The sequence below is a fragment of the Methylobacterium sp. Leaf108 genome, from assembly GCF_001423265.1.
Taxonomy (GTDB): domain Bacteria; phylum Pseudomonadota; class Alphaproteobacteria; order Rhizobiales; family Beijerinckiaceae; genus Methylobacterium.
In genome coordinates this window covers 681687-704141 of sequence record NZ_LMND01000001.1, presented here as the reverse complement: position 1 = coordinate 704141, position 22455 = coordinate 681687, and the positions used below count along the sequence as shown (strand labels likewise).

At 73.2% G+C, this 22455-nt stretch carries 24 protein-coding genes; 4 read left to right on the top strand and 20 right to left on the bottom strand.

What is annotated here, in order from left to right; translation table 11 throughout:
* Nucleotides 1-16 precede the first annotated feature (16 nt).
* From ccmE to ASF39_RS03235, 15 genes are all read right to left on the bottom strand, one after another.
* A complete protein-coding gene (gene ccmE / locus ASF39_RS03305) occupies nt 17-541 on the bottom strand; it encodes a cytochrome c maturation protein CcmE (protein WP_055880747.1) in 525 nt (174 codons plus the stop codon).
* Between the two features lie 153 nt (nt 542-694).
* Entirely contained in the window at nt 695-2260 is a 1566-nt protein-coding gene (gene ccmI / locus ASF39_RS03300) for a c-type cytochrome biogenesis protein CcmI (RefSeq protein ID WP_055880749.1), read from the bottom strand.
* A 94-nt stretch (nt 2261-2354) separates the two neighbouring features.
* Nucleotides 2355-3773: a sensor histidine kinase gene (locus tag ASF39_RS03295; RefSeq protein ID WP_055880752.1), complete on the bottom strand. Its 1419-nt coding sequence runs from the start codon at nt 3771-3773 to the stop codon at nt 2355-2357.
* Between the two features lie 116 nt (nt 3774-3889).
* Complete coding sequence (locus ASF39_RS03290; protein ID WP_056280987.1) at nt 3890-4801, bottom strand: NAD(P)-dependent oxidoreductase; 912 nt, start codon at nt 4799-4801, stop codon at nt 3890-3892.
* Nucleotides 4798-5331, bottom strand: a complete 534-nt coding sequence (locus tag ASF39_RS03285; RefSeq protein WP_056280986.1) for a dTDP-4-dehydrorhamnose 3,5-epimerase family protein — start codon at nt 5329-5331, stop codon at nt 4798-4800. Before ASF39_RS03285 ends, ASF39_RS03290 begins: the two co-directional genes overlap by 4 nt.
* A 5-nt stretch (nt 5332-5336) precedes the next feature.
* Nucleotides 5337-6566: a class I SAM-dependent methyltransferase gene (locus ASF39_RS03280; protein WP_055880760.1), complete on the bottom strand. Its 1230-nt coding sequence runs from the start codon at nt 6564-6566 to the stop codon at nt 5337-5339.
* Nucleotides 6563-7669, bottom strand: a complete 1107-nt coding sequence (gene rfbG / locus ASF39_RS03275) for a CDP-glucose 4,6-dehydratase (RefSeq protein ID WP_056281148.1) — start codon at nt 7667-7669, stop codon at nt 6563-6565. Before rfbG ends, ASF39_RS03280 begins: the two co-directional genes overlap by 4 nt.
* Before the next feature lie 173 nt (nt 7670-7842).
* Nucleotides 7843-8610, bottom strand: coding sequence for a glucose-1-phosphate cytidylyltransferase (gene rfbF, locus ASF39_RS03270; RefSeq protein WP_055880763.1), 768 nt, complete (start codon nt 8608-8610; stop codon nt 7843-7845).
* 340 nt (nt 8611-8950) lie between these two features.
* The gene (locus tag ASF39_RS03265; protein WP_055880765.1) at nt 8951-9469 is read right to left on the bottom strand and encodes a hypothetical protein; all 519 of its coding nucleotides are present in this window, start codon (nt 9467-9469) and stop codon (nt 8951-8953) included.
* Nucleotides 9470-9605: 136 nt separating this feature from the next.
* Nucleotides 9606-10283 carry a response regulator transcription factor gene (locus ASF39_RS03260; protein WP_055880767.1) on the bottom strand — a complete coding sequence of 226 codons (678 nt, stop codon included), beginning with the start codon at nt 10281-10283 and terminating at the stop codon, nt 9606-9608.
* Between the two features lie 55 nt (nt 10284-10338).
* Complete coding sequence (locus ASF39_RS03255) at nt 10339-10707, bottom strand: PepSY domain-containing protein (RefSeq protein WP_055880770.1); 369 nt, start codon at nt 10705-10707, stop codon at nt 10339-10341.
* 87 nt (nt 10708-10794) lie between these two features.
* Nucleotides 10795-11007 (bottom strand): hypothetical protein, encoded by a 213-nt coding sequence (locus ASF39_RS03250; RefSeq protein ID WP_056280983.1) that lies wholly within the window; start codon nt 11005-11007, stop codon nt 10795-10797.
* 40 nt (nt 11008-11047) lie between these two features.
* The gene (locus tag ASF39_RS03245; RefSeq protein ID WP_244472243.1) at nt 11048-11416 is read right to left on the bottom strand and encodes a hypothetical protein; all 369 of its coding nucleotides are present in this window, start codon (nt 11414-11416) and stop codon (nt 11048-11050) included.
* An 18-nt stretch (nt 11417-11434) separates the two neighbouring features.
* Nucleotides 11435-11968: a hypothetical protein gene (locus tag ASF39_RS03240; protein ID WP_055880776.1), complete on the bottom strand. Its 534-nt coding sequence runs from the start codon at nt 11966-11968 to the stop codon at nt 11435-11437.
* Between the two features lie 36 nt (nt 11969-12004).
* A complete protein-coding gene (locus ASF39_RS03235; protein ID WP_082494313.1) occupies nt 12005-12697 on the bottom strand; it encodes a lysozyme in 693 nt (230 codons plus the stop codon).
* A gap of 81 nt (nt 12698-12778) precedes the next feature.
* Between ASF39_RS03235 and ASF39_RS03230 the strand changes: the two genes are divergently transcribed.
* Nucleotides 12779-12970, top strand: coding sequence for a hypothetical protein (locus ASF39_RS03230; RefSeq protein WP_056280981.1), 192 nt, complete (start codon nt 12779-12781; stop codon nt 12968-12970).
* A gap of 37 nt (nt 12971-13007) precedes the next feature.
* On the opposite strand, the gene ASF39_RS22180 is transcribed toward ASF39_RS03230, so the two are convergent.
* Together ASF39_RS22180 and ASF39_RS03220 are read right to left on the bottom strand one after the other, a co-directional pair.
* Nucleotides 13008-14768: a DUF2793 domain-containing protein gene (locus ASF39_RS22180; RefSeq protein WP_056280979.1), complete on the bottom strand. Its 1761-nt coding sequence runs from the start codon at nt 14766-14768 to the stop codon at nt 13008-13010.
* A 38-nt stretch (nt 14769-14806) separates the two neighbouring features.
* On the bottom strand, nt 14807-18715 hold the full coding sequence (locus ASF39_RS03220) for a glycoside hydrolase/phage tail family protein (protein ID WP_056281146.1): 3909 nt from the start codon (nt 18713-18715) through the stop codon (nt 14807-14809).
* Nucleotides 18716-18789: 74 nt separating this feature from the next.
* Between ASF39_RS03220 and ASF39_RS03215 the strand changes: the two genes are divergently transcribed.
* Complete coding sequence (locus ASF39_RS03215) at nt 18790-19131, top strand: type II toxin-antitoxin system RelE/ParE family toxin (RefSeq protein ID WP_055880785.1); 342 nt, start codon at nt 18790-18792, stop codon at nt 19129-19131.
* A complete protein-coding gene (locus tag ASF39_RS03210; RefSeq protein WP_055880788.1) occupies nt 19128-19409 on the top strand; it encodes an XRE family transcriptional regulator in 282 nt (93 codons plus the stop codon). The genes ASF39_RS03215 and ASF39_RS03210 overlap by 4 nt, the downstream gene beginning before the upstream one ends.
* 19 nt (nt 19410-19428) lie before the next feature.
* On the opposite strand, the gene ASF39_RS03205 is transcribed toward ASF39_RS03210, so the two are convergent.
* From ASF39_RS03205 to ASF39_RS03195, 3 genes are read right to left on the bottom strand one after another with little or no spacing between them, the layout of a single operon-like run.
* Entirely contained in the window at nt 19429-19887 is a 459-nt protein-coding gene (locus ASF39_RS03205) for an NlpC/P60 family protein (protein ID WP_055880790.1), read from the bottom strand.
* On the bottom strand, nt 19884-20765 hold the full coding sequence (locus ASF39_RS03200; protein WP_056280978.1) for a DUF2163 domain-containing protein: 882 nt from the start codon (nt 20763-20765) through the stop codon (nt 19884-19886). The genes ASF39_RS03205 and ASF39_RS03200 overlap by 4 nt, the downstream gene beginning before the upstream one ends.
* Before the next feature lie 11 nt (nt 20766-20776).
* Complete coding sequence (locus ASF39_RS03195) at nt 20777-21685, bottom strand: LysR family transcriptional regulator (RefSeq protein WP_055880798.1); 909 nt, start codon at nt 21683-21685, stop codon at nt 20777-20779.
* A gap of 139 nt (nt 21686-21824) precedes the next feature.
* Between ASF39_RS03195 and ASF39_RS03190 the strand changes: the two genes are divergently transcribed.
* On the top strand, nt 21825-22439 hold the full coding sequence (locus tag ASF39_RS03190; protein ID WP_056280976.1) for a glutathione S-transferase: 615 nt from the start codon (nt 21825-21827) through the stop codon (nt 22437-22439).
* Nucleotides 22440-22455 lie beyond the last annotated feature (16 nt).

The following is a 22455-nucleotide window of genomic DNA, read 5'->3' as shown; positions in this document are numbered from 1 at the left end:
CGCGGAAGGGACTGCGTCATCGTTCGGTGCGCGGGCCGAGGGTGGCTTCGCCGGCCGGTGCGGCCTTGGTGGCGGAAGCCGGGCCGTTGCCGGAGGCCGGCTTGGCGCCGCCCTCCTGCCAGCGTCCCTGCGCCTTGAGGGCGTCGGCGACCTCGCGCGGCATGTAGGATTCGTCGTGCTTGGCGAGCACGGTGTCGGCCTTGAAGATGCCGCCGGGGATCAGCGTTCCCTCGGCGACGACGCCCTGGCCCTCGCGGAACAGGTCCGGGAGCAGGCCGCGATACTGCACCGCCACCGTGGCGTTGGTGTCGGTGACCGTGAAGTCGACGGTCTGGTCCGGCCCGCGCTTCAGGGTCCCGTCCTGCACGAGGCCGCCGAGGCGGAACCGGGTGCCGGGGGCGACGCCGTTCTGCGCGACCTCGGTGGGCGAGCGGAAGAACACGATCGACCCGCTCATGGCCGACAGGATCAGGCCCAGCGCGAGGGCGAGCACGCCGCCGCACACGGCAATCATGATCAGGCGGCGGCTCTTTCGGGTCACGTTGTCGTCCCGTGCTGTTTCAGGCTCGCCTGGTCGATCTTGCCGGAGCGCTGCGGAGCGTCGCCGCCGCGCCCCATCCATCTTTGTCTTTGGCGTAACACCGATGTCGACCGCCGGGCCGCGAGGGTCAAGGCCCGTGGGCGGGACCGATTGTCAGGGGGTGGTGGCCTGACGCGGCTCGGACCCGTGCAACTCGAGCTCCTTGGCGAGGAGATCGAGGCGTCCCACCGAGGACGGATCGGGGCTCAGCGCCATGCGCGCGCGGTCGAGGGCCTGGGCGGCCTGCTTGCGCTCGCCCAGCGCCGCGTAGGAGCGCACCAGCCGCAACCAGTCGTCGAGGCTGCCGCCCTTGGCCGCGAGGCGCCGATCGAGGGCGGCGACCATGCCGCGGATGGCCGCGTCGCGCTCGGCCGCCGGCATCGCCTTGACCGCGGCGATGGCGGCCTCCGTGTCGGCATTGGCCGCGGGTGCGCCGGGGGCCTGCGAGGCCTTGCCGGGAGCGCCGTTGGCGGGCGACGCCTTCTCCGGCGAGGGTCTGCCCGGCGGTGCGGGTTTGGCAAGGTCGAGTTCGTTCGCCAGGGCTTCGACCCGGGCGAGGCCGTCGGCGTCCTGCGCCAGGCCGGCGCGGGCGCGGGCCAGGGCGGCCACCGCCTTCTCGCGCTCGCCCAGCACCCCGTAGGAGCGCAGCAGCCGCACCCATTCCTCGGCGGTGCCGCCCTTGGCGGCGAGGCGCTGGTCGAGGCCGTCGACCATGCCGCGGATGGCCGCGTCCCGGGCCTCGGGCGGCATCGCCTGGGGCGAGGCCGCCGGCGGTGAGGTCGACGGGGGAACCGCCGCCGTCGCGGCGGGGGACGACGGAGCCGGCTCGCCCTTCAGGCGGGCGAGGTTCTCGCGCACCAGGGGCAGCCACGAGGCGTCGGCCGGCGCGCTCTCGATCATCTGGGTGAGCCGGTCGACGGCGCCGGGCACGTCGCCGCTCAGCTCGGCCGCGCGGGCGAGGTAGAACCGGGGCTTGGGGGCGGCGGGGTCGAGGCCGGCCGCCCGTTCGAAGACGGCGCGGGACTCGGGCGAGATCGCACCGTTGCCGGCGGCCACCATGGCCTCGCCAAGGTCGGAGAGCCGGTCGGGCGTCTCGCCGAGGATGCGGTTGGCCATCTCGTAGGCGCGCACCGCGTCGTCGAACCGGCCCATGCGCATGTAGACCGGGGCGAGCACCTGCCAGCCGCGGCCGTCCTTGGGATCGCTGGCGAGGCGCGCCTCGATCTGGCCGACGGCCTTCAGGAGGTCCTGGTCGCCGGTCCGCCCGGCCTGGCGCTCGGCGGCGGTCTGAGCCGGCAGGTGCGGCGACCCGTAGATGCCGTAGGCGATCAGCGCCACCAGAGGAATGGTCGAGAGCGCGAAGGCGGAGGCCGCCCGGCGCTGGCGCAGGGCCGGTTCGGCGATGCCGCCGGCGGCCTTGGGGCCTCCGTCGCGGTTGGCGCGCAGCAGCCGGCGCGCCGCCTCGGTGCGGGCGGCCTCGGCTTCGGCCGGTGCGATCAGGCCGCGTGCGAGGTCGCGGTCGATCTCGCGCAGCTGGTCCTCGTAGAAGCCGGTCTGCGTCGCCAGGGCGTCTCCCTCGGGAGAGCCGGCGACCGCCCTCGTTCGGCGGGACATCGGCCAGAGCAGGCTAAGCACGGCAAGTCCCGTCATGAACGCCAGAATGAACCAAATCGCCGTCATCACACCCCGGTCGTTCGCGAGACTAAACTAGATAAAGGCGCCGGTCCGCACGACCTGACCGCACGGTGACACGGTGTCACGTAACCGCCAACGGTCAAGCATGGCTCGACGAGGCCGGCGCGTCGCCGGGCACCTCGATCACCGCCCTCAGGCCGCCGAGCCCCGCCTCCTCCAGGCGGAAGCGGCCCCGGTAGAGGGTGGCGAGGTCGGCCACGATCGAGAGGCCGAGGCCCGATCCGGGCTTGGTCTCGTCGAGGCGCCGGCCGCGCCCGATCACCGCCTTGCGATCGTCGGGCGACAGACCGGGGCCGTCGTCCTCCACCGCCACGAGGAGGTGGGGATAGGCGTCCTGGTCCACCGCCTCGGCGCGGATCGAGACCCGGCCTTCCGCCCACTTCGAGGCGTTGTCGACGAGGTTGCCCACCATCTCCTCGAAATCCTGGCGCTCGCCGCGAAAGCGCAGGCCCGGCGGCACGCTGACCTCGTAGGCGATGTCCTTGTCGCGGTAGATCTTGCCGAAGGTGCGCACCAGGGCCGCCAGCGCCGGCTCGACCTCGGTGGAGGTGCCGAGCGTGCCGGCGAGCGCCGCGGCGCGGGCGCGGTCGAGGTGGTAGTTGACCTGGTCGCGCATGATCGCGGCCTGCTCGCGGATCTTGGCGGCGATGTCGTCGGGCGCCTCGCTCGAGCCGACCTCGTTGACGATGATCGAGAGCGGCGTCTTCAGGGCGTGCGCCAGGTTGCCGACCTGGGTGCGGGCGCGCTCGAGGATCTCGCGGTTCGTCTCGATGAGCAGGTTCACCTCCCCCGTGAGCGGGGCGATGTCGCGTGGGTACTCGCCGCCGATGCGGTCGGACTCGCCCCGGCGGATCGCGCCGAGCGCATGGCGCAGCTTGGCCAGGGGGGCGAGGCCGAACCGGATCTGCAGGAGGGTGGTGAGCGCCAGCGACAGGCCGAGCAGGCCGAAGGTGACGACCAGGGAGAAGCGGAAGCGGCCGACGTCGTTCTCGATCTCGTCGGCGGGGCCGGCCACCCGCACGGTGTAGCGCCCCTCCTCGCCGAGATCGACGTCGCGCTCGATGATGCGCAGGGCGCGCTCGTCCTGGGCCCGGCCGTAGCCCTGGCGGATCTGGCCGACGCCGGCGGTGGAATCGGGCCGGCCGGCGGGCTTCAGGGGCACGCCGACCAGGGAGCGCGAGGTGCGCAGGTCGCGCGGCTTGGCGTCCGGCCGCCCGATCTGCCAGTACCAGCCCGACAGCGGCAGGTCGAAGCGCGGGTCGCTCAGCGTGAAGGAGCGGCTCTCGGGGTCGCTCGGCGCCACGAGGTCGGTGGCGAGGTTGTTGGCATAGACCAGGAGCCGGCTGTCGAAGGCGCGCTCGGTGTTTTCGCGATAGAGGGTCGTGAGAATCCAGGCGGCGATCAGCAGGATCGCCGAACTCGCCAGCAGCGCCGAGGTGGCCAGGCGCACCGCGATGGAGCGCCGCTTGAGCGAGAAAAGGGTGAGCGACAGGGCCATCCGGTCTTCCCAGGGCCTCCCAGCGGCCGGTGCTGCATCGTCCGGTGTCGCCTGGACCCGTGCGTGGTGCGCACCCATAGCGGAACGATCCCGCACCGACGAGCCCGGATGGGCCCTCAGGCTGCGCCGGGCGGCAGCGCGCGATACCGTTCGACCATCTGTGCCAGTCCCTCGTCGAGGTCGCGGCCCGGCGCCACCCCGAGTTCGCCGTGCAACCGCGCGACGTCGGCCTCGATCACGGCGGGGTCGCCCGGCGGCAGGGTGCGTTCGCCGAACCCGATGAGGTCGGCCCGGCCGGTCAGCGCCCCGATGCGCGCCAGGATCTCGCGCACCGGCACGGCGCGGCCCGATCCGACGTTGACCGGGCCTTCGAGGGCGGCGGCGAGGAGGGCGGCCAGCGCCTCGGCGGCGTCGTCGACGTGCAGGAAGTCGCGCCGCTGCAGGCCCTCGGTGGTGGGGATGCGCTCGCCGGCCAGGAGCCGGCGGATGGTGTCGCCGACGAGGCGGCCGGGCTGCTCGCCGGGGCCGTAGAGATAGAACAGCCGCCCCCAGGCGAAGGACAGGCCGGCCTCCCGCGCATAGGCCGCCAGGACGCGGCGCAGGCCGTCCTTGGCCGCCCCGTAGAGGGTGGCCGGCCGGCACGGGGTTCGGCTCTCAGACAGGCGCTCGGACCCCCATTCGTATTCGGCGCAGGTGCCCGCCGCCACGAGGCGACGGCCGCCGGCCTCGGCGAAGGCCTGGGCGAGGTCGAGGCTGGCCCCGACCCAGTCGAGGTTCTTCGGCGAGGTCCAATACGCCCCCGGCTCGGCGTACCAGGCGAGGTGCAGAAGGTGGGTCGGGCGGATGTCGGCCACCACCGCCCGGCGCTGGGCGGCATCGAGGAGATCGACCCGATGGCCGACGACGCCGGCAAGATCGACCGGATCCGGCCCGGCCGCATGGACGGTAAAGCCGCGCCGCACCAGCAGCGGCAGCACCGACCGGCCGACGAAGCCCGATCCGCCCGTGACGAGGACGCGCCCGGTCACGGGGCCACCCAGTCGGGGTAGGCGAGGTCGCGGGGGGAGATGACGCTCACGGGCTCGGGCCAGGTCACGCGGATCGACGGGTCGTTCCAGCGCAGGCCCCGGGCGCTGGCGGCGACGTAAGGCACGTCGATCATGTAGAGGACCTCGGTTTCGTCGCGCAGGGCCTGGAAACCGTGGGCGAGGCCGGGGGGGATGTAGAGGGCGTGGCGGTTGCTCGCCGTCAGCTCGAGGCCGACGCTCCCGAGATAGGTCGGCGAACCGGGCCGCAGGTCGACGATCACGTCGTGGATCGCGCCCGCCGTGCAGCGCACGAGCTTGGTCTCGGCATGGGGCGGGACCGCGTAGTGCAGGCCGCGCACCGTCCCGCGCCTGGCGTTGTAGGACACGCTCGACTGGGCGAAGGCGCCGACCAGCCCGTGGGCGGCAAAGGTCTCGGCGCAGGCGGTGCGCGCGAAGAACCCGCGCTCGTCGGTCGCCGGCTCGGGCACGATGCGATATGCCCCCGCCAGGGACAGTGCCTCGATCCGCATGCGGCTCAGGTCACGCTCAGGCGCGGGATCGCGGTCACGAAGCGACCGCCCCAGGCCCGGATGGCGGCCATCTGCTCCATCACCTCGTCGCGCAGGTTCCAGGGCAGGATCAGGACGTAGTCCGGCCGCCGCGCCAGCAGCGCCTCCGGCGAGACGATCGGGATACGGCTGCCCGGCAGCAGCATGCCCTGCTTGTGCGGCGAGCGGTCGGCGACCGCGCCCACCAGTTCGGGGCCGATGCCGCAGTAGTTGAGGAAGGTGTTGCCCTTTGCCGCCGCGCCGTAGCCCAGCACGGTCTTGCCCTCGCGCCGCGCGGTGGCGAGGAAGGTCAGGGTCTCGCATTTGATGTCGATCACCGCCTCGGCGAAGGCGTCGTAGCCCGAGGCGTCGAACAGGCCGGCCGCGCGCTCGTCGGCCAGGACGCGCGCGACCGCGGGGCTCGCCGGATGGGCCGCGGCCGCATGGCAGGCGAAGACCCGCAGCGAGCCGCCGTGGGTCGGCCATTCCTCCACGTCGAACACCCGCAGGCCGCTGCGCGCGGCCAGATCCGCCACGACGCCCAGCGACAGGTACGAGAAGTGCTCGTGGTAGATCGTGTCGAACTGGCGCTCGGCGATCATCCGCAGGAGGTGCGGGAACTCGAAGGTCGCCACGCCGTCGGGCTTCAGGAGTGTCCGGAACCCGGTGAGGAAGCCGTGGAGGTCGGGCACATGCGCCAGCACGTTGTTGGCGGCGATGAGGTCCGCCTCGTGGCCGGCCGCCTTCAGGCGCGCGGCGGTCGCCTGCCCGAAGAAGGCGACCTCGGTGGGCACGCCGCGGTCCACCGCCGCCCTGGCGACGTTGGCGGCGGGCTCGACGCCGAGCACCGGGATGCCGGCGGCGACGAAGTATTGCAGCAGGTAGCCGTCGTTGCTGGCGACCTCGACAACCTTGGACCGGGCGGTCAGGCCCAGGCGGGCCTGCATCGCCCGGGCGTAGCGCTCGGCATGGGCGAGCCAGCCGGCGGAGAACCCCGAGAAATAGGCGTAGTCGGAGAAGATCGCCTCGGGCGTCTCGAACTCCTCGAGCTGGACGAGGAAGCAGGCCTCGCACAGGTAGGCCCGCAGGGGATGCACCCTCTCGCCGCGCCCCGCCGCATCGGCCGGCACGTAGGCGTTGGCGAGCGGCGACAGGCCGAGGTCGACCACGGTCCGGGTCAGGGGTGCGCCGCAGCCGCGGCAGTGGAGGCCGCTCATGCGCCGGCTCCGGCGGGAGCGCCGAGCGCCTCGTAATCGGCGATCTGGCCCTGCATCAGATCGAGGGCCGCCCGCCCGCCGGCGTCCTCCCGATACCAGCGCGCGGTCCAGTCCAGGGCCGTGTCCAGCGACAGGCGCCGGTCCCAGCCGAGCCCGGCCCGCGCCTTGGCGGAATCGACCTTGAGGGTGCCGGCCTCGTGGGGGTGCCCGGCCGTCGACACGTGCCAGGCCGCGCCCTCGCCCCAGCTCGCGGCCAACCGGTCGGCGATGGCCGAGACCGGGCGGCAATCCTCGTCCGCCGGCCCGAAGTTCCAGGCTTGCGCAAAGCGCCCGCCCTCGTCGCCGGCGAGCGCCTCGGCGAGGCGCAGGTAGCCGCTCAAGGGTTCGAGGACGTGCTGCCAGGGGCGGATCGCCCGGGGCGAGCGGATCTCCACCGATGCGCCCCGCGCAAAGCCGCGCATGATGTCCGGGATCAGGCGGTCGGGGGAGCGGTCGCCGCCGCCGATGACGTTGCCCGCCCGCGCGGTGCCGATCCGGGCCGGGTGGGCGCCGTTCGCGAAGAACGAGGCGCGGTAGGCGGCCGTGACCAGTTCGGCGCAGGCCTTCGAGGCGCTGTAGGGGTCGTGACCGCCCAAGGAGTCCGTCTCGCGATAGGCATGGGGCCACTCGCGGTTCTCGTAGGCCTTGTCGCTCGTCACCACCACCACGGCCCGCACGGTCGGACAGCTCCGGACGGCGTCGAGGAGGTTGACGGTCCCCATCACGTTGGTGGCGAAGGTGCCGACCGGGTCGCCGTAGGAGGGCCGCACCAGGGCCTGGGCCGCCATGTGGAGGACGACCTCGGGCCGCGCCGCCTCGAGGCAGGCCGCCACCGCCGCGCGGTCGCGGATGTCGACGAGGTGGGACGCGGCCGGGGGGAAGCCGATCGCCTCGAAGAGATGGGGCGTCGGCTCGGGGGCGAGGGCGAGCCCGGTCACCCGGGCCCCGAGACGGGCGAGCCACACGCTGAGCCAGGCGCCCTTGAAGCCGGTATGACCGGTCAGGACCACGCGGCGCCCGGACCAAAAGGCGGGGTCGGGGTTCGAGGCGGCGGGACGGTGGATCACTGGCAACCGCACGATGCTCCGGCTGGTTCGTCCGACCCGCCTCGCAGAGCCGGTCTCCAAAAATCGACCTCTAGAGCATCGGCTCGAAAAGAGGAGCCCGGTTCTCGCTGCGGTGCCGAAAAAGACCGGCGCCGACGGCGGCGCCGAGACGTTCAAGACTTCGTGAGGGGCTACCAAAGCTTCCAGGGGGCCGCACCCTGGGTCCACAACGCTTCGAGGTGGTTCTTGTCGCGCAGGGTGTCCATCGCGTGCCAGAACCCGTCATGGACGTAGGCCGACAACTGGTCCTCCCGCGCCAGGGTCTCCAGCGGGCCCTTCTCCCAGACGGTGGTGTCGCCCTCGATGAGGTCGATCACCTTGGGCGAGAGCACGAAGAAGCCGCCGTTGATCGCCACACCGTCGCCCACCGGCTTCTCGCGGAACCGGCGCACGCCGCCCCGGTCGAGCTCCAGGGCGCCGAAACGGCCCGGCGGCAGCACCGCCGTCAGCGTCGCCAGCCGCCCGCGCTCCCTGTGATAGGCGGCGAGCGCCGTGAGGTCCACGTCGGAGACCCCGTCGCCGTAGGTCATGAAGAAGTCCTCGTCGCCGAGGTAGTCCCGCACCCGTTTGAGGCGGCCGCCGGTCATCGTCTCCGGGCCCGTCTCGATCAGCGAGATGCGCCAGTTCTCGGCCTTCGAGCGATGGAAATCGATCTTCCCGCGGCCGATGTCGATGGTGACGTCGCTCAGGTGGAGGCGGTAGTTAAGAAAAAATTCCTTGATCATGTAGCCCTTGTAACCCAGGCAGATCACGAAGTCGGTCGTGCCGTGGGCCGCGAAGATCTGCATGATGTGCCAGAGGATCGGCCGTCCCCCGATCTCGACCATGGGCTTGGGCCGCACCACCGTCTCCTCGGACAGCCGCGTCCCGAGACCGCCCGCGAGGATGACGGCCTTCACGATGCCGCCTCCCGGGCTGCCAGCCTGTCGGTGTCCAAGGACGCGGTCGTCGAGCGGTTCAAAGGCGAAACTCCGTCGTCTGAGCGAGATGTCGGGTCGGGATGCCCCGATGGCCGCCCGTCGAACGCCGGGTGCGAAGGGGTTGTCGAGGACACGGCCGGTATCGGCCAGGTCCCGTGTGAGGCGTTGTACAGTGGCTCGCTCTCCTCGCGCGGCCGATTCGACGCTCCTTGCCGCATCGAATGCATCGCCTGCCTGTTTGATTGCTTCGGGCGGGATTCGTCAACGCTGTGGCGAACCCTGGCCGGCACCGATCGTTCCGTTCGCGCCGGCGCGCCGGTCACAGCCCCTCGACGGAGGCCCTGAAGCTCTTGAAGATCGTGTCGAGGTCGGCCGCATAGGTCGTCTCGCCTTCGGGCGAGGCCCAGATGCTCACCAGCAACTCGCGCTTGGTCGTGTCCTTGGGGGCCACGGAGATGTAGCGCAGGATCGTCCGCTTGCCCTCGTAGGTGGCCGGATAGTCCGTCGTCTTGACGACGTAGGTCGGGAAATCCTTCTCCTGGGAGGCGCCCTGGCCGGTGATCGCGACGCCCTGCTTCTTGAAGTAGGCGTTGTGCTCGTCGAGCAGCGTCTTGAACTGCGCCGGACGGTAGCTCTCGAACCAGACGAAGACCTCGTCGTCGGCGGTCTTGGCCTGGATGCCGCGGTCGATCTTCGAGGCCTTCCAGGCGGCGGGGACGTCGACGGTCACGGGCGGATTGCCGGGCGTCACCGTCACCGGCTTGGCGTCCGCCGGGAGCCCGGCGAGGATCGTCAGGAGGGCGGCGGCGGCCGCCCGCATCGGCCATGTCGATCTCATGTGCTTCACTCCCCCGTCGGCGATGCCGGCCTGTCTAAGGGAGGACGCCGCCGGGCGCATCCCGATTGTCTTGTCCGAACGTTCCAAAAGTCGACGGCGCCCCCGCAAGGGGGCCCCGACGGGGGCTGGCCGCGCGTCAGACCCGCTGGGCGGGATGGTTGGGGTCGACGAGGTAGCCGAGCCCCCGCACGGTCTGGATCAGGTCCACCGCCAGCTTCTTGCGCAGGCGGCCGACGAAGACCTCGATGGTGTTGGAATCGCGGTCGAAGTCCTGGTCGTAGAGGTGCTCGGTCAGTTCCGCCCGCGAGACCACCCGGCCGGTGTGGTGCATCAGGTAGGACAGCAGCCGGTATTCGTGGCTCGTGAGCTTGACCGGGTTGCCGTCGACGAACACCCGGCCGGACCGGGTGTCGAGGACCACCGGGCCGCAGGCGATCTGGCTGGTGGCGTGCCCGGCCGCCCGCCGCAGCAGGGCGCGGACCCGCGCCATCAGCTCCTCCATGTGGAAGGGCTTGGTGACGTAGTCGTCGGCGCCCGCGTCGAAGCCGTCGACCTTGTCGCTCCAGCGGTCGCGGGCGGTGAGGATGATGACGGGCGTCTTGATGCCGGCCCGGCGCCACTTCTGCAGGACGCTGACGCCGTCGGCCTTGGGCAGGCCCATGTCGAGGATGATGGCGTCGTAGGGCTCGCTCTCGCCGAGATAGCCGCCCTCCTCGCCGTCGAAGGCCTTGTCGGCGACGTAGCCGGCCTCCTCCAGGGCGTTCACCACCTGCCGGTTGATGTCGCGATCGTCCTCGACGACGAGCAGTCTCACCGCGAAGTCCTCCCCGAGTCCGTCATGTCAAGTCCGTCATGTCATGTCCGGTCCGTCAACGCCCGGTGATCTGTCCGGTCGTGGCGTCGACCATCACGTGCACGAACTGCCCGTCCCGGCGCAAGGCCGTGAGCAGGTAGACGAGGCCGTCGTCGTGACGGCACAGGCGGGCGCGCTGGATCTCGGCGCGCGGGATCACCTGCCTGGCGGCGCGGATCGCGGCGACGGGCTCGATCACCCGCTTGTCGGCGAGCGCCTCGCGCATGTCGGCCGGGCTGAGGCAGGATTCGGTGCGCGGCATCGCCTGGACAGGGATGGTGCCGACCACCGGCGCGGCGGATTCCTCGGCCCACGTCTCGCCGGGTTCCGTCGCGAGAACCGCGACGGTCAGGCCGGCGAACAACAGGGCGAGGACGTAACGCATGGCGATGGCAGTGCCCCCCGGGCACTGAATGCGCCCTGAATGCGAATGGAGCCGGGGGACGCAGCGTCCCAGGTTCCGGGTCGCCCGTCAAAGGCGCCCGGCCTCCGAGGCGAGCCGGTCGGCGGCGGCACGCAGGGTGGTGCTCACCGCCACCTGCCGGTCGACCTCGTCGAGGGCCGCCTCGCGCAGGGCGGCGATGGAGCGCTCGAAGCGCCGCTGCGCGAGCCCGAAGCGGAGCACCGCGGCCCGGCGACGGCCCCGTGCGGTCTCGGGGCGGGAACGACGGAGGAGGTCGCGCATGGCAGGTGTCCTTCGAGGCGGGTCCGCGGGTCGCGCGGATCTAAGGGCGGGTGCGCTGCTGGAGGTCGCCGATCCGGCGCAGGATCTCGTCGAAGCGGTCGCGGGCGCGCTCGTCGCTGCGGTCGACCCCGCGGGCGATCTCGCCGGCCAGCCGCGACAGGTCCTCGACCACCCGGCTGCGGCTCTCCAGGGCGGCGGCCACGGCGGCATTGGTCTGCGAGGCCCGTTCGAGGGCGGCGGCGGTGGTGCCGGTCTCGCCGATCCGCGCCTCGTGGACGCGCTGGACCTCGCGATGGAGGTGGAGGCAGGCGAGGCCGAGGAGGAACGCCACGAGCCAGCCGGCCCCGCCCTCGCTCAGGAGCAGGCGGGCGGCGTCGAGGGCGGCCTTGCCGAGGGCGATCTTGTCCACGCCGGCCTCCCCGTGTCGTCAGGGCATCGGGTCGGCCGGCCGCGTGCGCTTCGCCAGGGCCTCGTCAAGGGCCGGCACGAGGGTGTTGGCCGCGGTGGCCCGCGCATCGAGGGGCAGGCTGCGAAACACCTTCTCGGCGAGGCCGGCCGGGCCGCCGGCCGCACCCATCAGCCAGGCCGGGGCCTCGTCGTGGCCGCGCCGGACCGCCCGCGCGATCACCGCCGTGCCGATCGGCACGTCGAGGGTGCGCCCGCGCGCGGCCCCGGCCACGGCGTTCACCGCGTAGTCGGCGACGTTGGTCACGAGGCGCTCGACCAGGGCCGCGGTGACGAGGAGGCGCAAGGGGCCGGCGATCCGCGCCGCGGCAGCCGTGGCGGCGGCGATCGCCAGGGGCAGGAGCAGGCTCGTGAGGCCCTGCGCCAGGGCGACGACGGCGTCGCCCCAGGGCAGGGCGAGGCTCGTCGCCGGGTCCGCCCGGGCGGAACCGGTGTCGAGGACGAGGGCGAGCAGGGCCGTTCCGAGGAGGGCGTGTGGCGCACGGTATCGCAGCATGGCGTCGGTCCTTCGAGAGGGTGAGGGGAAGCGGGGTCAGGCGCCGGGGTGCAGGCGGGCGAGGAGGCGGCCCCACAGGCCCTTGGGTTCCTCGGGACGTGTGGGTTCCTCGGGACGTGTGGGTTCCTCGGGACGTGTGGGTTCCTCGAGAGGCGCCGCCGGCCGTGTCTGCGGGCGTGCGGGGACGAGGTGCGGGGCGCGGGGGATCGGCCGGCGCGCGGGCGGCACGGCGGCGGGCGGGGCCGCGACGGGCGCCTCGCCCCGGCGGGCCGACGGCAGGGCGAGCGCGTAGGGCGTGCGGAACTGGTCGTGCTCGGCCTGGCGGCGGGTGACGATGGAGGCCGGCCGGTTCCACATCAGGATGGCCTCGGCCGCTCCCTCGCGGTCGCCGGCCCTGAGGCGCCGGATCACGGTGGAGCGCAGGAAGGCCGGCTGCCCGATGTTGAAGCAGAGGGAGACGAGGGCGTCGAAGGCGTGCTCGGGCAAGTCCGCGGGCAGGTCCGCTGGCACCGCGCCGCGCACGGTGTCGGCGTAGCGGGCGACGTCGCGGGCAAAGAGCGCGTCGCATTCGGCCGCACTCAGCCTGAGGCCCGGCGTCACCAGGGGTGGCCCGGCCGCGCTGGTGTGCCCGACCCCGATCGTCCAGATCCCGACGGAATCGCGGTAGGCGGAGAGCCGGCGCCCTTCCCGGGCGATGAGCGCGGCGCGGCCGATGGCGCTGAGGTCCATGGATCGTCTCCTGTCGAGGGATCGGGGGCGGCGGTGCGCGGCTTGCGCGGTCCACCGGAACGGACGGAATGAGAGGGGCCGATGGCGCGATTCGGGATGAGGCTTGGCCGGAAACGGGACGAGCCGGCGGGCGATGGCCGGGAACGGGACGACGAGGCGTGGAAGGACCGCCTCATCGCGCTCGGCCTCTGCCTGGGGGCGGGCCTGACCCTGGTGTGGTGCGCGGTGATCGCCGGCTCGACCTGGTGGCTGGTGGAGCGGATGGGGTTCTAGCGGTCCCGGATCCCGGGCCCGCACCCGGTGCGGTCGCTCACGCCGCCTCGAGGGCCGTGAGCCGCGCCTCGAAGCCCCGGGCCAGGAACAGCACCAGCTCGTCGCTGCGAAAGCCGTAGCGGTCGCCGGCCCCCGCCCCTGTCCCGGCCGATGCCTCCGGGTCGGGGTCGAGCACGTCGTGGCAGATGAAGCCGAACGCGAAGGGGTCGAGCCCGTGGGCCTCGAGGACGCCGATCGCCTCCTGGACGGTCAGCCCGACGTGGAGCCGCGCGGCCGCTCCCTTGCGGCGGACCGCCTCGAGGAAGCGGAAGGTGCCGATCCGCCTGCCCAGCGCCACCGAGGCCGCGATCTCCGCCGCGGACAGCGGCGCCAGGGGTGATTTCTCGCGGGCGTCGGAGGTGTTGATGGCGCCGGTGGCCGCATATAGCGTGGCGTAGCGGTTGGCGGGTCCGCCGAGGCTGAGCGTGTTGTCGGGGCTCGGCAGCCGCGGGGCGTAGTGCGCATCCGTGCCCGCCGTGGCGGTGCCGCCGGCCCTGAGGATGGCGCCGGTGCCGAGCTTGATCGTGTTGTCGTCGCCGTTGTGCGCCGCCACGAGCAGCCAGTTGCTCGGCGCGACGAAGGCCGACGCATAGTTGACGACCCAGAGCGTCACGCTCGAGGCGGTGCCCCCGGGCGGATGCACCGCATAGAGCGCGTCCCACGGGGTGAGGACGATCCCCGTCGGGTCGGCCGTCCGCGCGAGGTTGTCCCAGCACTGCGCCGCCGGGATGTCGGTGGTGGGCTGCGTGATGGCGATGTAGCCGTTCTGGGCGGTGGGCCTGCTCATGGGCATGGCCAGGAACCGCCCCGTCCAGCGCAGGCGCCCGCCCGCCCCGCCCCACGAGACGCTTCCGCCGCCGGACAACGTGGTCTGTGCCTGGCCGTAGTCGTTGGCCGCACCCGTGAGGGTGCCGAGCCCGGTGTCCAGGGTCGAGCGCGGCGTCGCCGTCCCGAGCCCGAGGCGCCCGTCGCTGCCCACCCGCAGGCGCTCGATGCCGCCCGTCGCCACCGCCCAGGCATCCGCGCCGGGGGAAAAGACGCCGGTGTTGGCGTCCCCGGCCGGGGCGAGCGCCGGGGCGGCGGCGGTGCCCGCCACATGCGCCAGGGTGCCGTTCGACCGGTTGACCCTCAGGGCCTCCAGGAACGCGGAGCCGTTGGCCGAGACCTTCACGTGGAGGTCGTCGTCGCCGGTCAGCCCGATCTCGGCCCGGCCGGAGAAGCCGGTCTGCATCAGGAGCGACAGCGTTCGGGCGGCGGCCTCCTTTTTGAGGGTGTAGCGCAGGTCCCCCGTCCCGCCCTCGCCGGTGCCGAGCGCCGTCCACAGCGCGGCGTTGAGCTTGGCCGCGAACGGGTTGCCCGCGTCCGCCGTGGTGCCGACCCCGAGGCGGGCCAGGTTCTGGAACGCGGTCAGGGTCGCGCGAAACCCGATCCAGGCGGTGCCGTCGAAGGTATAGAGGTCGCCCTCGTCGACGACCCAGCAGAACCAGCCGGCCTTGGGCGCGAAGCCGATCCAGGAGCCGTCGTGGTAGCGCACGACCTGGCCCGACAGCCCCGCCCAAGGTCCCGCCGGGCTCGGGGTGACGACGAGGTAGCGGTCGCCCTCGCGCGGGCCGGCGGGCGGCGCGGCCAGGTCCTTGTCGAGGCAGGCGAGCTGCACGAGGCTGTCGAGGGCGGTGAGCGCCTCGTTGTGGGTGACGTGCTTGGAGGCCTGCGCCGCCGCGATCAGCGGCAGCGCGAGGTTGGCCGTGGCCTGGGACATCGGTGGTCTCCTGACAGGATTGCGAAGGGTGGGCTTCGTCAGCCGGCCCTGACCGGCACCAGCGTCCGGGTCGCCGGCCCCCGCCCGGCGACGGTGCCGACCTGCGCCACGGCCACGTCGAGGCGCGTCTGGGGGCCTCCGAAGTCGGCGGCCTCGGCGGCGGCGTCGTAGAGAAGGCTCGCCGTCGTCGCGCCGAGGCTACGCAGGAGGGTGCCCTCCGGCCCGTGGAGGTCGACGACGTAGCTCTCGCCCGGCTCGTCGAAGGGGATCTCGGCCGGCTCCCAGGCGTCCGCGTCGCGCCGGGCTCGGCGCAGCCAGGTCAGCCGCACCCCCTGCGGCGTCCGCCGCGCCCGCAGGTGGACCGGGGCCAGCGGCCGCAGGGCGCCCAGCCCCGCCGTCGCGGTCGCCTCCACGAACGACGGATCGGCCGGATCGCGCGCGGCCGGGCCGATCCGGTAGCGGAACGGGCGGCCGGCCTCGTCGAGGCGCTCGACCAGGGGCACCACCGCGCCGTCGTCGAGGCGCACGATCAGGCTCCCGGCGGCCAGCGGGCGGGCCGCCTGCGCCTCGCTCCCGGCGAGCCCGCGCAGGAGCCGGGTCAGGCGGTAGCGGCCCTGCCCCACGAGCGCGACCCCGGCCGCCGCCAGGATCTCGATGGCCCCGTCGGGACCGCGCAGGGCGAACAGGTTGCCGCCCGCCATGGCCGCCTCCTCGGCGATCGCCGAGAGTGCGCCGGCGTGGCACAGGGTCACCTCGAGGACGGCGTGCCGGTCGAAGCGCCAGAGCGGTCCGGGCGGCAGCACGCCCAAGGTTTCGCCGAGGCAGGCCGGGTAGTCGACCTGGCCGTGCAGCACGAGAGGGGCGCCTTCGCCCGAGGCGCGCCAGACCGCGACCGCGCCGGGCCACGGGTCGGCGGCCACCGCCAGGTCCTGCAGCGGCGTCGGGCCGCCCCGGTCGACGGGCAGGTCGAGGATCGCCGCATAGGGCCGTCCGGCCAGGAGCGGGGGCGGCCGGTGCGGCCTGACCTCGGCGCGGTCGCGCAGCGGGGCGGCGAGGCCACCCGCCGGCACGGCGCGGGTCTCGATGCGCCGCCCGCCCGGATCGTCGGTGATCCGCACGATGCGGTGGCGCGCCGCCGCTCCGGGCAGGGCGAGGAGGTCGCCGGGCTCCAACGTCACCAGGCGCGGGCTCACCCCGAAGCGGGCGGTCTCGCGGCCTGCGATGGCGGTGTCGAGGGCCGCCTCGGCGAGCCGCTCGACCGCCTCCCGCCGGGTGACGACGGGGGCTTCCACCCGCGTCTCGCGCCGCCGGCCGCCGGCGGGCCGGACCGCCGCGGCGGTGGCGGTGCGGTACTCGGCGCTCTCGGCGTCGCAGAAACTCACCTCGACCGAGCGCGGCAACTCGCTCTCCTCGGCCCGCACCAGGGACAGGGGCGCGGCCTCCGGCTCGTCGCGGACGAGGTCCGCCTCCGACAGCGCCAGCGGGCTCTCCCGACGCGGCCCGCGGATCGTCAGGATGCCGGCCACCGCCGAGACGTCGAGGCCGTAGACCTGGGCCAGGGGTTCGAGCGCGGCGCGGGCCGACAGCGGCCGGTCGAGGACGTAGCCGTCGAGGAAGGCGTCGGCCGCGATCCGGTGGGGCACCGCCACGCCGAGGTCGTCGAGGACGGCGCCGATCAGCCGGTCGAGTTCCAGCCCCTCGATCCGCCCGGTGATCCAGTGGCCGACCCGCCAGTTGACCGCATCCGCCCACACCGCGTCGAAATCCGGGAAGGCCGGGTAGGGCCGGGCGTCCCAGCACCACACGAACACCCCGGCCGGGTCCACCATCCGCCCGCCGTAGAGGGGCGAGACCGGGTTGTCGGCGGGGTCGAAGCCCGGCAGGGCGGGGTCGAACCGGCTCAGGATCGCGGTGAGGCCGCGGGCCTGGACGAGGTCGTCTCGCGCGCCCGACGAGAACGGCGGGGCGGCGTTCTCGGAGGATTTCGGGTCGGGGAAGACGTTGGGGCCGTTGCTGCCCTTGTCCACCGCCGGCACCCCGATCTCGGTGAGCCAGATCGGTTTGGAGCGCGCCACCCAGGCGGTGGCCCGGGTCTCGAGACCGCCGTCGCGCTCGATGTGATCGTTCGACCACCACGCGACGAGGTCCTTGGCGCGGTAGATCCAGGGTTTTCCATATGCGCCGTCGGTGATCGGCGTGCGCGCCTGCGCATTCCGGGCTGCCGCGTCGGCATAGAACCAGTCGAAGGCCTCGCCCGAGCCGAGCCCGCGCTTGAGGTAGGCCGGATCGTAGATCGTGCCCGCCTGCGCCAGATCGGCATGGCCGTCGCCGTCGCGCCAGTCGGACAGGGGCGGATAGTAGTCGATCCCGACGGCGTCGATGGCCGGGTCGGCGAACAGCGCGTCGAGGGGAAAGCGCACGATCGCGCCCCCCTCCCGGACGTGGGCACCGTACTCGGTCCAGTCGGCGGCGTAGACGAGCCTGACGCCCGCGCCGAGGCGGGTGCGGACCGCGCCCGCCAGTGCCCGGAACCCCTCCACCGCCGGGTAGCGCCCGGCCTGCGCCCGCACGCGGGTGAGGCCGACGAACTCGCTGCCGACGACGAAGCCGTGCAGGGCGATGCCGTCGCGCAGCCAGGTGGCGGCCAGATCCGCGTAATGCAGGAGGAACCGGCGGTAGCCGTCCGCCCGCTCGAAGAAGGCCGCGACCTCGGTGCCGGCCGCCGCCGTGCCGTCGGGGCTTCCGGTCAGATCGGGGGCGGGCGCGCAGGTGATGCGCCCGCGCCAGGGGTAGGGCGGCTGGCCGGGTGCGGCGGGGTCGCGCGGGTCCGGCAGGGCGTTGCCGGCGGGCACGTCCATCATCACGAAGGGGTAGAGCACCACGTCGAGCCCGCGCCGTCCGAGTTCGGCCACGAGGCGGGTCAGCCCCGCGTCCGAGGGGGTGCCGCCGTAGGCCGGGCCGCCGGTGGGTGCGGTCGAGACCGTCCCGACCGCGCCGCGGGTCAGGCCCGCGACCCGCCAGACGTCGCCAAGAGTGGCCTTGCCCGGGTTGTCGACCTTGGGGCGCACCGTGCAATGGCCGGCGCGCAGGTCGTCGCCGAACCAGCTCGCCACCACCGAGACCCGCTCCAGGCGCGGGCACAGGGCCTGGAGGGCGTCGAGGGAGGCGACGACGTCGGTGGCGCCCTGGAACTGGAAGCGGTTGGCCGGGCGGCTTGCGCCGTAGCCCGCGTCCTCGGTGACGAGGGCGGGATCGAGGCCGAACTCGGTGGAGCCGGGGATGAGGCAGACCGCGCGGATCATGCCGGCCAGGCCATCGACGGGGCGGACCACCTCGAAGGCGAACTGCGGCACCCGGTTGCCGAAGGGGGCCAGATCCAGGCGCTCGAACACGACGTAGGCGAGGCCGCGATAGGCCGGCGCGTCTCCCCCCTCCTTGGCCGCGATCAGCGGGTCGGGCGCCTGGTCCGGTCCGCCCGTGTGCAGGCGGTGGGTCAGCGTGGCGAGGTCGATCTCGCTGCCGTCGGCCCAGACCCGGCGCAGGCCCGCGATCTCGCCCTCGCACAGGCCGACGGCGAGGTTGGCGTAATAGGCATAGGTGGTGGACACGGTCTTCTGCCCGCCGCCACCGCCCTTGGCGCCGGCCGAGGCGCGCGCCACCGTGGTGTTGGGGACCTCGACCGGGCGCGTCGCCCAGATCAGGGTGCCGCCGATCCTGGCGCGGCCATAGACCCGCGGGATCGGCGCGCCCTCGGTGGAGCCGAGCCCGGCCACCTCCGACAGGCGCGGCCCCTCGACGAAGCGCGGCCCCGCCCGCGCGCCGAACAGCGCCCCCTCGAGGGCCGACCCGGCCGCCGACCCGACGGCGCTGCCGACGATGGCGCCGATCGGCCCGCCGAGCGCGGTGCCCGCCGCCGCCCCGGCCGTCTGCAGGATCAGCGTGGCCATGGCGGGCTCCGGGGGGTGGGCCAGATGCGAGCCGACGCCTTGGCCATCCATACAAAATTTTGTATGGATGGCGGGTGACCGACCGATCGAAAAGCGTCGTCTTCGTGGGTACTGCGCTCGACGACCTGCGCGCGTTTCCGCTGACCGCTCGCCGTGAGGCCGGTTATCAAATCGACCGGGTGCAGTCGGGCCGTGACCCGGACGACTGGAAGCCTATGACGTCGATCGGCCCTGGTGCCCGAGAGCTACGGATTCGCGAGGCGAGCGGCGCGTTTCGCGTCGTCTACGTTGCGAAGTTTGCCGATGCGATCTTCGTCCTGCACTGTTTTCGAAAGACGACACAGAAGACCAGTCGCGAGGATCTGGCGCTCGCGACACGCCGATACGGCGAGGCCATCAAAGGAGCCACCCCATGACCGCCAACCGCTATGCGAGCGTCTGGGACGCGATCGAGGACACCCCGGCGCAGGCCGAAAACATGAAGCTACGCGCGGCGCTGATGACGGCGCTCAAGGATCACATAGCCGGCGAAGGATGGAGTCAGGTGCAGGCGGCCAGAATTCTGGGCGTGACGCAGCCGCGGGTGTCGGATCTCCTGCGCGGCAAGATCGATCTGTTCGCGATCGACACCCTCGTGACCATGCTGAGCGCCGCCGGATTGCAGGTGGAGATGACGGTCTGCAAGGCGGCGTAAGACCGTCGTTGGTGGGGTTTCAGGGAAACCGGAACCCATGCGTCAGGTGCCGGCGCCACCAGCGGGTGAGGGCGACCTCCGTCACCGCGGCGCCGTCGTGGGCGTGGATCATCGTGCCCGCACCGGTGGCGATGGCGCAGTGCCGGGCGGGCAGGTGGGCGCGGAAGGCAAACAGCAGCACCGCGCCGGCTTCCGGCTCGGTCCCCGCATCCGGTCGCGGCAGGGGCACGAGGTGGCGCCCGGCCGCCTCCGCGAGGGGATCGCTGCCGCGGGGCGCCGACTCGGCCCAGCTCGCGCCGTAGGGCGGGGCGACCTCGGGCTCGGGGCCGTGGACCTCGCGCCAGACCCCGCGCACCAGCCCGAGGCAGTCGCAGCCGACCCCGATCAGGGAGGCCTGATGCCGATAGGGCGTGCCGATCCAGGCCCGGGCCCGCGCGACGACGCGGTCCGGCAGGCCGGCCTGTGGCAGGGCGATCATCGGAACAGGCTGCCGCCGTCGAGGCCGGGGCCCGAGCCCGGCGCGTGGCGCAGCACGAAGTCGTTGCCCGGCATGTGTGGAAAGCCCTGGAAATTCGGGACGTTGGCGAAGCGGTCGCGGCAGGTCGACAGGCGCTTGTCGCAGCCGGCGGTGAGGACGAAGGCGTCGCCCGTGGCGACCGCCCTGGCCGGAACCTCCCACAGCCAGATCCGGTCGCTGAGGAGGCCGCGCACGTCCGCCGAGGCGCCGGCATTGGACCCCGAACGCCAGGCGAGGCGGCCGCCGTCGAAGCGGCCGTCGTCGGCAGGGGTGGCGAGGGCGACGCCGAGGCCCCCCGCGGTGGCCGGCCCGGTCACGGTTCCGGTGGTGCGCCAGCGCGGATCGGCGAGGTCGATCCGGCAGCGGCGATCGCCGAGGTCGGCGCCGCAGGTGGCCCGGTAGGTCCGGCCGCGCTCGACGTCCAGCGCGTGCATCAGGCCGCGCAGCTCGGCCACGAAGGCGGCCCCGCTGCGGCGGATTTCGCCGACCGTGCCGACGTCGAGGAGGAGGCGCGTCTGCGGATCGCTCCAGTCCACCAGCCAAGTCTCGACCCCGGCCCCGTCGTAGAGCCCGGCGGCGATGTCGGCCTCGGCGATGCCCGAGGAGCGCAAGGCCCCGGCGACCTCGCCGCCGCCCACCGCGAAACCGAGCTCGGCGCTGGCCTCGGCCGCCTCGAGCCCGGAATGGGCGGCATGGACCAATCCACCGAGCACGAGGTCGCGGTCGTGGTCGGTGAAACCGAGGGTCGCGCCGTCGCGGCGGGTGAGCGACCAGCACCGGCACAGGGTGGTGGCCCCGCCGGCGAGATGCGCGGCGAGGGCGGGGGGAAGCACGCGCATGGTCGTGACCCTCAGGAACGATTCGGATTGACCCTCGGATCGGCCTGAAGTCGCGTCACGGCCAGATCGATGAAGGCGCGCACCTTCGCGGGCGCGCGCCGCCCCTCGACACTCACGACGTGGACCGGCATCGGTCCAGCCTCGGGGTCGTCGAGGACGAGGCGCAGGCGGCCGTCCGCGATCGCGGGCGCGACCTGATAGGACAGGAGCTGCGCGATGCCGTGGCCGGCGAGCGCGGCCGCGAGGGCCGAATCGATGGTGTTGCAGACCAGCCGCGGGCGCGCCGTGGCCGGAACGCCCCGGCCGAGACCGAAGCGCCCGTCCTCTCCCAGGCCGGAACTCGCCGAGCCGATCAGGGCGTGGTGCTGCAGGTCGCGGGCGGTCTCGGGGGTCCCGTGCCGGTCGAGGTAGTCCGGCGACGCGCACAGGATCCGGCGCACGCTGCCGACCCGGATCGCCGCCAGACCGGAATCGGCGAGGTGACCGATGCGGACCCCCACATCCGCGCCCTCGTCGAGCATGGTGATGACGCGGTCGAGGAACAGGGCGCGGGCGCTGACGGCGGGATGGCGCGCGAGGTAATCGGTGATGACGGGCAGCACGTAGAGGCGGCCGAACTGCACCGGAGCGGTGACGGTCAGGGTGCCCGAGGGTGTGGCGTAGGACCCGGATGCGGCGGCCTCCGCCTCCTCGATGTCCGCCAGGATGCGCCGGCAATCCTCCAGATAGCGCCCGCCCGCCTCGGTGAGTTTCACCGAGCGGGTGGTCCGCGCCAGAAGACGCGTCCCGATCCGGTCCTCGAGGGCGGCCACCGCCCGGGTCACGGCGGGCGGGCTCATGTGGAGCTGACGCGCGGCGCCCGAAAAGCCGCCGCATTCCGCCACGCGGACGAACACCCGCATCGCCTGCCACCGGTCCATACCGGCACCTCCCCACCGTCTCGATTGTTCCAATTTGCGCAATAGTCGATTGCGAGGAAAGCCGGTTCTCGCCTGCCCGGGAAAGGGGTTCGATACGGATGCGGCCGGCGCTCTTGGCCGGTTACCGAGGAGACATCCGATGAAGCTCTTTCATGTCGCCCTGTCCGGGCATGCCCACCGGGCCCGCCTGTTCCTGTCCCTGGTCGGGGCGCCCTGCGAGATCGTCGAGGTCGATCTGGCGAAGGGCGAGCACAAGGCGCCGGACTTCCTCAAGCTCAATGCGTTCGGCCAGGTCCCGGTCCTGGTGGACGGGGCGAACGTGGTACCCGATTCCAACGCCATCCTGGTCTACGTGGCCAAGCGCCTCGGCCGTACCGACTGGCTGCCGGAGGATGCGTCCGGCGCGGCGCAGGTGCAGCGCTGGCTCTCCGTGGCGGCCGGCCCCATCGCCTTCGGGCCGGCGGCCGCCCGCCTCGTCACCGTGTTCGGCGCATCCTTCGATGCGGCGGAGGTCATCGCCCGGGCTCACCTGATCCTGGGCCGCATCGAGGCCGAACTCGCCAGCCGGTCCTGGATCGCCGCCGACCGTCCCACCATCGCGGACGTCGCCCTCTACAGCTACATCGCCGCCGCGCCCGAGGGGAACGTCGACCTCGCACCCTATGGCGCGGTCCGCACCTGGCTCGCCCGCATCGAGGCCCTGCCCGGCTTCGTGCCGTTTGCGCGAACGCGCGCCGGCCTGCGTGCCGCCTGACGCTCAGGCCTCGTCC

Excerpts from the sequence above, each read along its gene's own strand:
- ccmI (WP_055880749.1), bottom strand. The coding sequence starts at position 2,260 with ATGACGGCGATTTGGTTCATTCTGGCGTTCATGACGGGACTTGCCGTG.
- ASF39_RS03295 (WP_055880752.1), bottom strand. The coding sequence starts at position 3,773 with ATGGCCCTGTCGCTCACCCTTTTCTCGCTCAAGCGGCGCTCCATCGCG.
- ASF39_RS03285 (WP_056280986.1), bottom strand. The coding sequence starts at position 5,331 with ATGCGGATCGAGGCACTGTCCCTGGCGGGGGCATATCGCATCGTGCCC.
- ASF39_RS03280 (WP_055880760.1), bottom strand. The coding sequence starts at position 6,566 with ATGAGCGGCCTCCACTGCCGCGGCTGCGGCGCACCCCTGACCCGGACC.
- ASF39_RS03265 (WP_055880765.1), bottom strand. The coding sequence starts at position 9,469 with ATGAGATCGACATGGCCGATGCGGGCGGCCGCCGCCGCCCTCCTGACG.
- ASF39_RS03255 (WP_055880770.1), bottom strand. The coding sequence starts at position 10,707 with ATGCGTTACGTCCTCGCCCTGTTGTTCGCCGGCCTGACCGTCGCGGTT.
- ASF39_RS03250 (WP_056280983.1), bottom strand. The coding sequence starts at position 11,007 with ATGCGCGACCTCCTCCGTCGTTCCCGCCCCGAGACCGCACGGGGCCGT.
- ASF39_RS03240 (WP_055880776.1), bottom strand. The coding sequence starts at position 11,968 with ATGCTGCGATACCGTGCGCCACACGCCCTCCTCGGAACGGCCCTGCTC.
- ASF39_RS03235 (WP_082494313.1), bottom strand. The coding sequence starts at position 12,697 with ATGGACCTCAGCGCCATCGGCCGCGCCGCGCTCATCGCCCGGGAAGGG.
- ASF39_RS03230 (WP_056280981.1), top strand. The coding sequence starts at position 12,779 with ATGGCGCGATTCGGGATGAGGCTTGGCCGGAAACGGGACGAGCCGGCG.
- ASF39_RS22180 (WP_056280979.1), bottom strand. The coding sequence starts at position 14,768 with ATGTCCCAGGCCACGGCCAACCTCGCGCTGCCGCTGATCGCGGCGGCG.
- ASF39_RS03220 (WP_056281146.1), bottom strand. The coding sequence starts at position 18,715 with ATGGCCACGCTGATCCTGCAGACGGCCGGGGCGGCGGCGGGCACCGCG.
- ASF39_RS03210 (WP_055880788.1), top strand. The coding sequence starts at position 19,128 with ATGACCGCCAACCGCTATGCGAGCGTCTGGGACGCGATCGAGGACACC.
- ASF39_RS03205 (WP_055880790.1), bottom strand. The coding sequence starts at position 19,887 with ATGATCGCCCTGCCACAGGCCGGCCTGCCGGACCGCGTCGTCGCGCGG.
- ASF39_RS03200 (WP_056280978.1), bottom strand. The coding sequence starts at position 20,765 with ATGCGCGTGCTTCCCCCCGCCCTCGCCGCGCATCTCGCCGGCGGGGCC.
- ASF39_RS03195 (WP_055880798.1), bottom strand. The coding sequence starts at position 21,685 with ATGGACCGGTGGCAGGCGATGCGGGTGTTCGTCCGCGTGGCGGAATGC.
- ASF39_RS03190 (WP_056280976.1), top strand. The coding sequence starts at position 21,825 with ATGAAGCTCTTTCATGTCGCCCTGTCCGGGCATGCCCACCGGGCCCGC.